Raw genomic sequence first — 12,800 nt, forward strand, 5'->3', positions numbered from 1 at the left:
CGCGTCCCCGGCTGCGCCTCGTCGGCGTGGCCCTGACCCTCGTACTGCTCGCCTTCGTCGTGCGCCTCTTCCAGGTGCAGGCCGTCGACGCGAGCACCTACGCGGGCAAGGCCGAACAGAACCGCTACGTCGGCCAGGTGCTGGCCGCCGAACGCGGCGAGATCACCGACCGCACCGGTGTGGCGCTCGCGACCAGCGACGACGCCTACGACATCACCGCCGACCCCACCATGTTCGCCCCGCAGGAGCTGGAGGTCGCCGACGGCCCCGAGCAGGCCGCCGCCCTCCTCGCCCCGATCCTGGGCCAGGACCAGGAGGACCTGGTCGAGAAGCTCCGGCCGGAGAACAAGGCCCTGCGCTACGTCAAACTGGCCGGCCGCCAGACCCCCCAGGTCTGGACGCAGATCAAGGACCTCAAGGCCGCCCTCGCCAAGAAGGCGGAGCACGACGCCTCCACCGTCAACGTCCTGGCCGGCGTCTTCTCCGTGCCCACCAGCAAGCGGGTGTACCCCAACAACGAACTCGCCGCCGGAATACTGGGCTGGGTCAACGCCGAGGGCGAGGGCGGCGGCGGCATCGAGCTCCAGCTGGACAAGCGGCTCGCGGGCGAGGACGGCAAGATCCGGTACGCCCAGTCCGGCGGCCGTCTCGTCCCGACCGCCGGCGGCGCCACCGAGACCCCGGCCGTGCCCGGCAGCGACATCGAGCTGACCATCCACCGGGACATCCAGTGGGCCGCGCAGAACGCCATCAGCGAGCAGGTGGAGGAGTCCGCGGCCGACCGCGGCTACGTCATCGTCCAGGACACCCGCACCGGTGAGGTCCTCGCGATGGCCAACGCGCCCGGGTTCGACCCGAACAACCTCTCCGAGGCCGACCCCAAGGCGCTCGGCAACGCGGCCGTCCAGGACGCCTTCGAACCCGGCTCCACGGCCAAGGTCCTCTCCATGGCCGCCGTCCTCGAGGAGAACGCCGCCACCCCGGGCACCCACGTCGTGGTGCCCAACCGGCTGCACCGCGGCGACCGCCTCTTCAAGGACGACATCGACCACCCGACCTGGCACCTCACGCTCAACGGCGTGCTCGCCAAGTCCAGCAACATCGGCACCATCCTCGCCACCGGCCAGCTCGGCAAGACCCAGAGCGCGGCCAACAAGGTCCTCTACGACTACCTGCGCAAGTTCGGCCTCGGCGACCACACCGGCCTCGGTTTCCCCGGCGAGACCAGGGGCATCCTGGCGCCGCCGGACGCCTGGTCCACCTCGCAGCAGTACACGATTCCTTTCGGCCAGGGCGTCTCCGTCAACGCCATGCAGGCCGCCTCCGTCTACTCGACCATCGCCAACGGCGGCGTCCGGATCGAACCCACGCTCGTACGCGGCTCCAAGGGGCCCGACGGACGCTTCACCCCCGCCCCGAAGCCCGAGGAGACCAGGGTCGTCAGCGAGAAGACGGCGAAGACGCTCGCCCGGATGCTGGAGTCCGTCGTGGACGACGAGGAGGGCACCGGAACCAAGGCGCGCATCCCGGGCTACCGGGTCGCGGGGAAGACGGGTACGGCGAACCGCGTGGATCCGGCCACCGGCAAGTACCACGGCTACACCTCGTCCTTCGCCGGATTCGCCCCCGCCGACAAGCCCAGGATCACCGTCTACTGCGTCATCCAGAACGCCACCCAGGGCAGCTACTTCGGCGGCCAGATCTGCGGGCCGGTCTACAAGCAGGTCATGGAGTTCGCCCTGAAGACCCTCCAGGTCCCGCCGACCGGCGCCGCCCCCGCCAACCTCCCGGTCACCTTCACCCCCTGACCCGTACCGAGCACCGAGCCACCAGGAACCACCTCGTGACAACGAACAGCCCCGACCCCGGGAAGCACGGCACCCGCCCCTCGCCCACCCGGCGCCCACCACCACCCGTGCCGGACCGCGCTGCGAGCGGGCCCCACCTTTCCGTCTCAGCCGGTACGCCCGGTACGCTCACCGCCGTGCCACACGCCGATCATTCCCAAACCGCCCAGAAGGGCCACCCCGTGACATATCCGGGACCGCCCCGCCCGGACCGGGTCTCCGCCACACCTCTCGCGGAACTCGCCGGTCAGCTGGGTGCCGCCGCGCCGGAGCGGGCCGCCGGGGTCACGGGTATCACCCACGACTCGCGTGCCGTCCGCCCCGGCGACCTGTACGCCGCCCTCCCGGGCGCCCGCGCCCACGGCGCCGACTACGTCACCCAGGCCGCCGGCCTCGGCGCGGTCGCCGTGCTGACCGACCCCACCGGCGCCGAACGCGTCGCCGCGGCCGGGCTGCCGGCGCTGGTGGTGGACGACCCGCGCGCGCGGATGGGCGAGCTGGCCGCGACCATCTACGGCCACCCGGGCCGCGATCTGCTCCAGATCGGCATCACCGGCACCTCCGGCAAGACCACCACCGCCTATCTCGTCGAGGGCGGCCTGAAGACCGTCCGCAGTACGGGACTCATCGGCACGGTCGAGATGCGCATCGGGGACGAGCGCATCAAGTCCGAGCGGACCACCCCCGAGGCCACCGACCTCCAGGCGCTCTTCGCCGTCATGCGCGAACGCGGCACCGACGCGGTCGCCATGGAGGTCTCCAGCCACGCCCTGGTCCTCGGCCGGGTCGACGGCTGTGTCTTCGACATCGCCGTCTTCACCAACCTCAGCCCGGAGCACATGGAGTTCCACTCCGGGATGGAGGACTACTTCCAGGCCAAGGCACAGCTGTTCACGCCCGCGCGCAGCCGGCTCGGCGTGGTCAACGTGGACGACGAGTACGGCCGCCGCCTCGTCAAGGAGGCCGGCGTCCCCGTCGTCACCTACTCCGCCGAGGGCCACCCCGACGCCGACTGGCGCGCCGAGGACGTCGAGGTCGGCCCGATGGACTCGACGTTCACCGTGGTCGGCCCCAAGGACGAGCGGATCACCGCCCGCTCGCCGCTGGCGGGCCCCTTCAACGTGGCCAACACCCTGGCCGCGATCGTCGCCCTCGCCGCCGCGGGACTCGACCCGCAGGCCGCCGCCGACGGCGTCGCCGCCGTGCCGGGCGTGCCGGGCCGGCTGGAGCGGGTGGACGCGGGCCAGCCCTACCTGGCGGTGGTCGACTACGCCCACAAGACCGACGCCGTCGAATCGGTGCTGCGCGCCCTGCGCAAGGTCACGGAGGGCCGGGTGCACATCGTGCTCGGCTGCGGCGGCGACCGCGACACCACCAAGCGGGAGCCCATGGGGGCCGCCGCGGCGCGGCTCGCCGACACCGCCGTACTGACCTCCGACAACCCCCGCTCCGAGGATCCCCTCGGGATCCTCGCCGCCATGCTCCTGGGCGCCGCCTCGGTGCCCGCCCACGAGCGCGGCGAGGTGCAGGTCTTCGAGGACCGGGCCGCAGCGATCGCCGCCGCCGTCGCCCGGGCCCGGCCCGGCGACACCGTGCTGGTCGCGGGCAAGGGCCATGAGCAGGGGCAGGACATCGCCGGGGTGGTACGTCCCTTCGACGACCGCCAGGTGCTTCGCGAAGCCATCAAGAAGACCCAGGGATGAACTTGTGATCGCCCTCTCCCTCGCCGAGATCGCAGAAGTCGTCGGCGGGCAGACGCACGACATACCGGACCCGTCCGTCCAGGTCACCGGGCCGGTGGTCCGGGACTCGCGGGAGGCGGGGCCCGGCAGCCTGTTCGTCGCCTTCGTCGGCGAGCGCGTGGACGGACACGACTACGCGGCCGCGGTCGTCGGGGCGGGTGCGGCCGCCGTGCTGGCCTCCCGGCCGGTCGGGGTGCCCGCGATCGTCGTCGAGGACGTCCAGGCGGCCCTCGGCGCCCTCGCCCGGCATGTCGTCGGCCGGCTCGGCGCCACCCTCGTCGCGCTCACCGGCTCGGCCGGAAAGACCAGCACCAAGGACCTCATCGCCCAGGTGCTCGGCAGCAAGGCGCCGACCGTCTTCACCCCCGGCTCCCTCAACAACGAGATCGGGCTGCCGCTGACCGCGCTCACCGCCACCGATGAGACCCGGTTCCTCGTGCTGGAGATGGGGGCGCGCGGAATCGGCCACATCCGCTACCTCGCCGGTCTGACACCGCCGAAGGTCGGCCTGGTCCTGAACGTCGGCTCCGCGCACATCGGCGAGTTCGGCGGCCGGGAGCAGATCGCGCAGGCCAAGGGCGAACTGGTGGAGTCCCTGCCCCCGGCCGAGCGGGGCGGCACCGCCGTCCTCAACGCGGACGACCCTCTCGTACGGGCCATGGCCTCCCGTACGAAGGCGAAGGTGATCCTTTTCGGAGAGTCCGACGAAGCGGACGTTCGGGCGGAGAACGTGCGACTCACGGACAGCGGACAGCCCTCCTTCAGGCTTCACACACCCTCCGGTGCATCCGATGTGACCATGCGCCTGTACGGTGAGCATCACGTGTCGAACGCGCTCGCCGCGGCCGCCGTCGCCCACGAGTTGGGCATGTCCGCTGACGAGATCGCCCGCGCGCTCTCCGAGGCGGGCTCCCTCTCCCGCTGGCGGATGGAGGTCACCGAGCGCCCGGACGGCGTGACGGTCGTCAACGACGCCTACAACGCGAACCCCGAGTCCATGAAGGCAGCGCTGCGCGCGCTGGCGGCCATGGGCAGAGGACGTCGTACGTGGGCGGTGCTCGGCAAGATGGCCGAGCTCGGGGACGAGGCGCTCGCCGAGCACGACGCGGTCGGGCGGCTCGCCGTCCGGCTCAACGTCAGCAAGCTCGTCGCGGTCGGGGGCAGGGAAGCCGCCTGGCTGCAATTGGGCGCATATAACGAGGGTTCGTGGGGTGAGGAGTCGGTGCACGTGTCCGACGCACAGGCGGCTGTCGACCTGTTGCGCAGCGAATTGCGCCCGGGGGATGTCGTACTCGTGAAGGCGTCCCGTTCGGTCGGGCTCGAGAGCGTGGCGCAGGCGCTGCTCGAGACCGGTGCCGAGGGTGAGGTCGCCGCCCGATGATGAATCAGATCCTGTTCGCGGGAGTCATTGGCCTCTTCCTGACCCTGGTCGGCACCCCGCTGCTGATCAAGCTGCTCGCCCGCAAGGGGTACGGGCAGTACATCCGGGACGACGGCCCGCGCGAGCACGCCAGCAAGCGCGGTACACCGACCATGGGCGGCATCGCCTTCATCTTCGCGACGCTCGCCGCGTACTTCCTCAGCAAGGTGATCAGCGGCGAGCCGCCGAGGTACTCGGGCGTGCTGGTGCTGGGCCTGATGGTCGGCATGGGCCTGGTCGGCTTCCTGGACGACTACATCAAGATCGTCAAGCGGCGTTCGCTGGGCCTGCGGGCCAAGGCGAAGATGGCCGGCCAGCTGATCGTCGGCATCACCTTCGCGGTGCTCTCACTGCAGTTCGCGGACTCCCGCGGGCAGACCCCGGCGTCCACGAAGCTGTCGTTCATCACCGACTTCGGCTGGACCATCGGCCCGGTGCTGTTCGTCGTCTGGGCGCTGTTCATGATCCTCGCCATGTCGAACGGCGTGAACCTGACCGACGGTCTGGACGGCCTCGCCACCGGCGCCTCCGTCCTCGTCTTCGGCGCCTACACCTTCATCGGCGTCTGGCAGTTCCAGGAGTCCTGCGCCAACGGCGAGACGCTGACCAACCCGGGTGCCTGTTACGAGGTGCGCGATCCGCTGGACCTCGCGGTCGTCGCCTCGGCGCTGATGGGTTCCTGCCTCGGCTTCCTGTGGTGGAACACCTCCCCGGCCAAGATCTTCATGGGCGACACCGGTTCGCTGGCGCTCGGCGGTGTGCTCGCGGGTCTCGCGATCTGCTCCCGCACCGAGCTGCTGCTGGCCATCCTGGGCGGTCTGTTCGTCCTCATCACCATGTCGGTGGTCATCCAGGTCGGCTCGTTCCGGCTCACCGGTAAGCGGGTCTTCCGGATGGCGCCACTTCAGCATCACTTCGAACTCAAAGGCTGGTCCGAAGTCCTTGTGGTGGTCCGCTTCTGGATCATCCAGGGCATCTGTGTGATCGTCGGACTGGGTCTCTTCTACGCGGGATGGGCAGCGGACAAGTGACCGACTGGCAGGGGAAGCACGTCACCGTCGCCGGTCTCGGCGTCTCCGGCGTCCCGGCGGCGAAGGTGCTGCACGGGCTCGGCGCGAAGGTCACCGTCGTCAACGACGGGGACGACGCCCGCGCGCGGGAGCAGGCCGAGGAACTGGAGGCGCTCGGCGTCACCGTCCGTCTCGGCGACGGCACTGCATCCGACAGCGGCTCTGCCGCGGGCCTGCCCGACGGCACCGAACTGATCGTCACCGCCCCCGGCTGGAAGCCGGACAAGCCGCTGTTCACCGCGGCGGACGAGGCCGGGGTGCCGGTGTGGGGCGACGTCGAACTCGCCTGGCGGCTCAGGAAGCCCGGCGCGGCCCCCTGGCTCGCGGTCACCGGCACCAACGGCAAGACCACCACCGTCCAGATGCTCGCCTCCATCCTGCGGGCGGCCGGCCTGCGCACCGCGGCCGTCGGCAACATCGGCGTCTCCCTCCTCGACGTGGTGCTCGGCGAGGAGGAGTACGACGTGCTCGCCGTGGAGCTGTCCAGTTACCAGCTCCACCGGGCGCCGTCGCTGCGCGCCCACTCCGCCGCCGTGCTCAACCTCGCCCCCGACCACCTCGACTGGCACGGTTCCATGGAGGCGTACGCCGCCGACAAGGGCCGTGTCTACGAGGGAAATCGGGTCGCCTGCGTCTACAACGCCGATGCCACCGGCAAACCCTCCACGGAGGACCTGGTCCGCGAGGCCGACGTCGAGGAGGGCTGCCGCGCCGTCGGCTTCACCCTGGGCACGCCCGGTCCCTCCCAACTCGGAGTCGTGGAGGGCCTGCTGGTCGACCGCGCCTTCGTCGAGAACCGGCAGAAGAACGCCCAGGAACTCGCCGAGGTCTCCGACGTGAGGCCGCCGGCCCCGCACAACGTCGCCAACGCCCTCGCGGCCGCCGCCCTCGCGCGGGCCTACGGAGTGCCCGCGAGCGCCGTACGGGACGGCCTGCGCGCGTTCACCCCGGACGCCCACCGCATCGCGCACGTCGCCGACCTGGACGGCGTCGCGTACGTCGACGATTCCAAGGCCACCAACACCCACGCCGCGCAGGCCTCGTTGGCGGCGTACGAGTCGATCGTGTGGATCGCCGGCGGCCTCGCCAAGGGCGCCACCTTCGACGAGCTCGTCGCGGGCTCCGCGAAGCGGCTGCGCGGTGCCGTGCTGATCGGCAGGGACCGCGCCCTGATCCGCGAAGCCCTGGCGCGACACGCCCCGGAGGTACCCGTCGTCGACCTCGACCGGACCGACACTGGGGCGATGCTCCAGGCCGTCCAGGAGGCGAAGCGGCTCGCACGGCCCGGCGACACGGTACTGCTGGCCCCCGCCTGCGCCTCGATGGACATGTTCACCAACTACGACAAGCGCGGTGACGCGTTCGCACAGGCGGTGCGCGAGCTCGGCGCCTGACCCCCGGCCCGCCTGGCGCCGGGCGACCATGGGAGGGACGCGTGGGACCGTCTAGGGCCTGTCGTTCGGATCGGGACGCAGGCAGTCGACAGCACCTCGCCGGAGCGGAGCCCCGGCGACCGACGGCGCCGCTGAGGTGCGTGCCGGGTCCCGGGTCCGCGGCGGGATCCGCGCGACACCCCGGGGCCTGCTCCCCGGCGTACCCCGGAGGCCGTGATGCCCAGTAGCCGTACCGGCCGGCCGCCCGTGCAGCGCGCCGCGCGCCGGCCCGTCGCAGCCGCAACCCCGCGCGAGAATCCCGTCCGTACCGCGGTCACCCGGGCGCGCAGGGCCTGGGACCGGCCGCTGACCGCGTACTATCTGATTCTCGGCGGCAGTCTGCTGATCACCGTGCTGGGCCTGGTGATGGTCTACTCGGCCTCCCAGATCACGGCGTTGCAGATGTCCCTGCCGGGCTCCTACTTCTTCCGCAAGCAGCTCCTGGCCGCCGGGATCGGCGCCGTCCTGCTGTTCGCGGCCTCCCGCATGCCGGTGAAGCTGCACCGGGCCCTGGCCTACCCCATCCTGGCGGGAGCCGTCTTCCTGATGGCCCTGGTGCAGGTGCCGGGGATAGGAGTCGCGGTCAACGGCAACCAGAACTGGATCGCCCTCGGCGGCAGTTTCCAGCTCCAGCCCAGCGAGTTCGGCAAGCTCGCGCTGGTGCTGTGGGGCGCCGATCTGCTCGCCCGCAAGCAGGACAGGCGGCTGCTGGCACAGTGGAAGCACATGCTGGTGCCGTTGGTCCCGGCCGCCTTCATGCTGCTCGGGCTGATCATGCTGGGCGGCGACATGGGGACGGCCATCATCCTGACGGCGATCCTGTTCGGCCTGCTGTGGCTGGCCGGGGCGCCCACCCGGCTGTTCGCCGGCGTGCTGGCCGTCGCCGCGCTGCTCGGCGCGCTCCTCATCGGGACCAGCGAGAACCGCATGGCCAGGCTCGCCTGCCTCGGCGCGACCGAGCCCCAGACCGGCCCGGTCGACTGCTGGCAGGCCGTGCACGGGATCTACGCCCTCGCCTCCGGCGGCATCTTCGGTTCCGGGCTCGGCGCAGGCGTGGAGAAATGGGGCCAACTACCCGAAGCGCACACGGACTTCATTTTCGCCGTCACCGGTGAGGAACTGGGCCTGGCGGGGACACTGTCGGTACTCGCCCTGTTCGCGGCTCTAGGCTATGCGGGTATCCGCGTGGCCGGACGCACGGAGGACCCCTTCGTGAGGTATGCCGCGGGAGGCGTGACCACCTGGATCACGGCGCAGGCCGTGATCAACATGGGTGCGGTGCTCGGGCTGCTGCCGATCGCCGGTGTCCCGCTCCCGCTGTTCTCCTACGGAGGGTCCGCCCTGCTGCCGACCATGTTCGCCATCGGGTTGCTGATCGCCTTCGCGCGTGAGGACCCCGCTGCGCGGATGGCGCTTGCGATGCGGCAACCCCGCTTTGGTAAAAAGCGGGTCAGGGGCTCCAAGGGGCCCCGGAGATGGAACACGATGCGACGGCGCGCCCCGGGGGTGCGTTCGTCCGGAGAGCGGTGAATTTCGGTGCATGTCGTACTCGCCGGCGGAGGAACCGCGGGCCATATCGAGCCCGCGCTCGCCCTCGCGGACGCCCTGCGCAGGCAGGATCCGTCCGTGGGTATCACGGCCCTGGGCACGGAACGCGGCCTCGAGACCCGTCTCGTACCCGAGCGCGGGTACGAACTGGCGCTGATCCCCGCCGTACCGCTGCCACGCAAGCCGACCCCCGAGCTGATCACGGTCCCGGGCCGGCTGAGGGGCACCATCAAGGCGGCCGAGCAGATCCTGGAACGCACGAAGGCCGACGCCGTGGTCGGGTTCGGCGGCTACGTCGCCCTGCCCGGTTACCTCGCGGCCAAGCGGCTCGGTGTGCCGATCGTGATCCACGAGGCCAACGCCCGGCCCGGGCTGGCCAACAAGATCGGCTCGCGCTACGCCGCCCAGGTCGCCGTGTCCACGCCCGACAGCAAGCTGCGCAACTCCCGCTACATCGGCATCCCGCTGCGCCGTTCCATCTCCACCCTCGACCGGGCCGCCGTGCGCCCCGAGGCGCGCGCCGCGTTCGGGCTCGACCCCAACCTGCCGACGCTGCTGGTCTCCGGCGGCTCGCAGGGGGCCCGCAGGCTCAACGAGGTCGTCCAGCAGGTCGCTCCGTGGCTCCAGCAGGCCGGCATCCAGGTCCTGCACGCGGTCGGCCCGAAGAACGAACTGCCGCAGGTCCAGCAGATGCCGGGAATGCCGCCCTACATCCCGGTAAGTTACCTGGACCGGATGGACCTCGCGTACGCCGCCGCGGACATGATGCTCTGCCGGGCGGGCGCGATGACCGTCGCCGAACTCTCCGCCGTCGGACTCCCGGCCGCCTACGTCCCGCTGCCCATCGGCAACGGCGAACAGCGGCTCAACGCCCAGCCGGTGGTCAAGGCCGGTGGCGGGCTGCTGGTCGACGACGCGGAACTGACGCCGGAGTGGCTGCAGCAGAACGTGCTGCCGGTGCTCGCCGACCCGCACCGGCTGTACGAGATGTCCCGCGCCGCCGCCGAGTTCGGCCGCCGGGACGCCGACGACCTGCTCGTCGGCATGGTGTACGAGGCGATCGCCGCCCGTGCGCATCGTTAGACGCGTATGACGGAAGGCAGGGAGCGTGGCCGGATCGACCACCGCGGAACGCGGTGAACGCAAGCGGGAGTCGTCCGGCCCGCCGCCCGTCCGGAGGTCCGGACGACGGCGCCTTCATCGGATGATCGCACTGGCGGTCGTCCTGGTGTTCCTGGGAAGCGGCGCCTTCTGGCTGCTGTACGGATCGGATCTGGTCCGCGTGGAGCGCGTATCCGTCTCCGGGACCGGCGTCCTGACGCCCGATCAGGTGCGCGGCGCCGCCGACGTACCGCTCGGGGAACAGCTGATCTCCGTCGACACCGAGGCGATCGAAGCCCGGCTGGCGAAGGCGTTGCCCCGCATTGACACGGTTGACGTGGTCCGTTCCTGGCCGGACGAAATCACGCTGAATGTGACGGAACGTTCTCCGGTTCTCGTCGTCCGCAAAGAAGGAGAGTTCGTCGAAGTGGACGACGAAGGTGTCCGGTTCGCGACGGTTTCCAAGGCTCCCCGGGGTGTACCCGAGCTGAAATGGGAAACGTCGAGGAGTGGTTCCGCGGCGGCGAGTCTGCGCCGTATCGGCGACGACCGGCTGGTGCGGGCGGCGGTACGGGTGGCCGGCGTCCTTCCGGAGGCCGTCGCGCGGGCGACGCGGAGCGTCAAGGTCCGTTCCTACGACGACATCTCGCTGGAGCTGGCGGGCGGCCGTACGGTCGACTGGGGAAGCGAGGAGAAGGGCGCCGAGAAGGGCCGTACTCTCACCGCGCTGATGAAAGCGGAGCCCGGCGCGCGGCACTTCGACGTCAGCGTTCCCACAGCCCCGGCGTCATCAGGGAGTTGACGGGTATCAGTGCAGGCCAGCACCCTGGCTGGGCAGCGCTACGGCTGATCACATAGGGTGAAAAGAAAAACGGGAGGTTCGGCGTGTTCGTTGAACGTGCGCCACTTGTCGACTTAGTGTCCTGTTCAGAAGACTCCAGGGAACAGACACACTGGTAACCCTAAACTTCAACGTTAGGGTTCGGGTCGGCGATACGGACCGTCCCATTCGGCATCAGTCGCCGGATCGCGGCGCAACCGCGAGAAGGCGACACGTAACTCGAGGCGAGAGGCCTTCGACGTGGCAGCACCGCAGAACTACCTCGCAGTCATCAAAGTCATCGGTGTCGGCGGCGGTGGTGTCAATGCCATCAACCGGATGATCGAGGTCGGTCTCAAGGGCGTCGAGTTCATCGCCATCAACACCGACGCGCAAGCCCTGTTGATGAGCGACGCCGACGTCAAGCTCGACGTCGGCCGCGAACTCACCCGCGGACTCGGCGCCGGAGCCAACCCGGCCGTCGGCCGCAAGGCCGCCGAGGACCACCGCGAGGAGATCGAGGAGGTCCTCAAGGGGGCCGACATGGTCTTCGTCACGGCCGGCGAGGGCGGCGGCACCGGCACCGGCGGCGCGCCCGTCGTGGCCAACATCGCCCGCTCGCTCGGCGCTCTCACCATCGGTGTGGTCACCCGGCCGTTCACCTTCGAGGGCCGGCGCCGCGCGAACCAGGCCGAGGACGGCATCGCGGAACTCCGCGAAGAGGTCGACACCCTCATCGTGATCCCGAACGACCGGCTGCTGTCCATCTCCGACCGTCAGGTGTCGGTCCTCGACGCCTTCAAGTCGGCGGACCAGGTCCTGCTCTCCGGTGTGCAGGGCATCACCGACCTCATCACCACCCCCGGCCTGATCAACCTCGACTTCGCCGACGTCAAGTCGGTCATGTCCGAGGCCGGTTCGGCGCTCATGGGCATCGGCTCGGCCCGCGGCGACGACCGCGCGGTGGCCGCGGCCGAGATGGCCATCTCCTCACCGCTGCTGGAGGCGTCCATCGACGGCGCCCGCGGTGTGCTGCTCTCCATCTCCGGCGGCTCCGACCTCGGCCTGTTCGAGATCAACGAGGCCGCCCAGCTGGTGAGCGAGGCCGCCCATCCCGAGGCCAACATCATCTTCGGCGCGGTGATCGACGACGCCCTCGGCGACGAGGTCCGCGTCACCGTGATCGCGGCCGGCTTCGACGGCGGCCAGCCGCCGTCCAAGCGGGACAACGTGCTGGGTTCGTCCTCGGCCAAGCGTGAGGAGCCGGCCCCGGCCGGCCGGGCGGAGAGCCGCCCGTCCTTCGGTTCGCTCGGCAGCGTCACGCCGAAGGAGGACCCGGAGCCGGTGGTACCGGAGCCGGTGGCCGACATCCCGGTCGTCCAGCCGCCGGTCCCGCCGTCGCGGACGTACGACAGCGCGGCCGAGGAACTGGATGTACCGGACTTCCTGAAGTGATAGGACGGCGCGAGAGCGTGAGCGGCGCGCACTTCGCCTTCACCGACCGGTGGGGCGGGGTGAGCGCCGCTCCGTATGCGGAGCTCAACCTCGGCGGGGCGGTCGGTGACGACCCCGGCGCCGTGCGCGCCAACCGCGACCTGGCCGCCAAGTCGCTCGGTGCGGACCCGGCCCGGGTGGTCTGGATGAACCAGGTGCACGGCGCCGACGCGCTCGTGGTCGACGAGCCCTGGGGCGAGCGGCCGGTCCCGGAGGCGGACGCGGTCGTCACCGCGCGCCGCGGACTCGCCCTCGCCGTACTCACCGCGGACTGTGTGCCGGTGCTGCTGGCCGACCCCGCCGCGGGAGTCGTCGCCGCGGCCCA

10 protein-coding genes are annotated in these 12,800 nt (G+C 70.9%); all 10 read left to right on the forward strand.

Going from position 1 to position 12,800, the window contains the following annotated elements; all coding sequences use genetic code 11:
- On the forward strand, window positions 1–1,808 hold a 1,808-nt coding region (locus B9S61_RS12445), incomplete at its 5' end, for a penicillin-binding protein 2 (RefSeq protein ID WP_181007347.1).
- 221 nt (window positions 1,809–2,029) lie between these two features.
- Window positions 2,030–3,550 carry a UDP-N-acetylmuramoyl-L-alanyl-D-glutamate--2,6-diaminopimelate ligase gene (locus B9S61_RS12450; protein ID WP_103542305.1) on the forward strand — a complete coding sequence of 507 codons (1,521 nt, stop codon included), beginning with the start codon at window positions 2,030–2,032 and terminating at the stop codon, window positions 3,548–3,550.
- Window positions 3,551–3,554: 4 nt separating this feature from the next.
- Complete coding sequence (murF, locus tag B9S61_RS12455) at window positions 3,555–4,970, forward strand: UDP-N-acetylmuramoyl-tripeptide--D-alanyl-D-alanine ligase (RefSeq protein WP_103542306.1); 1,416 nt, start codon at window positions 3,555–3,557, stop codon at window positions 4,968–4,970.
- Entirely contained in the window at window positions 4,967–6,040 is a 1,074-nt protein-coding gene (gene mraY, locus B9S61_RS12460) for a phospho-N-acetylmuramoyl-pentapeptide-transferase (RefSeq protein ID WP_103542307.1), read from the forward strand. The genes murF and mraY overlap by 4 nt, the downstream gene beginning before the upstream one ends.
- Complete coding sequence (gene murD / locus B9S61_RS12465) at window positions 6,022–7,473, forward strand: UDP-N-acetylmuramoyl-L-alanine--D-glutamate ligase (RefSeq protein WP_103542308.1); 1,452 nt, start codon at window positions 6,022–6,024, stop codon at window positions 7,471–7,473. Before mraY ends, murD begins: the two co-directional genes overlap by 19 nt.
- Before the next feature lie 216 nt (window positions 7,474–7,689).
- A complete protein-coding gene (ftsW, locus tag B9S61_RS12470; protein WP_103542309.1) occupies window positions 7,690–9,042 on the forward strand; it encodes a putative lipid II flippase FtsW in 1,353 nt (450 codons plus the stop codon).
- 6 nt (window positions 9,043–9,048) lie between these two features.
- Window positions 9,049–10,143: an undecaprenyldiphospho-muramoylpentapeptide beta-N-acetylglucosaminyltransferase gene (gene murG, locus B9S61_RS12475; RefSeq protein WP_103542310.1), complete on the forward strand. Its 1,095-nt coding sequence runs from the start codon at window positions 9,049–9,051 to the stop codon at window positions 10,141–10,143.
- Between the two features lie 25 nt (window positions 10,144–10,168).
- Window positions 10,169–10,963 carry a cell division protein FtsQ/DivIB gene (locus B9S61_RS12480; protein ID WP_103542311.1) on the forward strand — a complete coding sequence of 265 codons (795 nt, stop codon included), beginning with the start codon at window positions 10,169–10,171 and terminating at the stop codon, window positions 10,961–10,963.
- Window positions 10,964–11,242: 279 nt separating this feature from the next.
- Window positions 11,243–12,436 (forward strand): cell division protein FtsZ, encoded by a 1,194-nt coding sequence (gene ftsZ / locus B9S61_RS12485; protein ID WP_103542312.1) that lies wholly within the window; start codon window positions 11,243–11,245, stop codon window positions 12,434–12,436.
- Window positions 12,433–12,800 (forward strand): polyphenol oxidase family protein (locus B9S61_RS12490; RefSeq protein ID WP_146064810.1); only part of this gene is annotated, 368 nt, incomplete at its 3' end. The genes ftsZ and B9S61_RS12490, both read left to right, overlap by 4 nt.

The sequence above is a fragment of the Streptomyces sp. SM1 genome, from assembly GCF_002910825.1.
GTDB lineage: Bacteria > Actinomycetota > Actinomycetes > Streptomycetales > Streptomycetaceae > Streptomyces > Streptomyces okerensis.

Coding starts and splice junctions, on each gene's coding strand:
- mraY (WP_103542307.1), top strand. CDS start 4,967: ATGATGAATCAGATCCTGTTCGCGGGAGTCATTGGCCTCTTCCTGACC.
- murD (WP_103542308.1), top strand. CDS start 6,022: ATGGGCAGCGGACAAGTGACCGACTGGCAGGGGAAGCACGTCACCGTC.
- ftsW (WP_103542309.1), top strand. CDS start 7,690: ATGCCCAGTAGCCGTACCGGCCGGCCGCCCGTGCAGCGCGCCGCGCGC.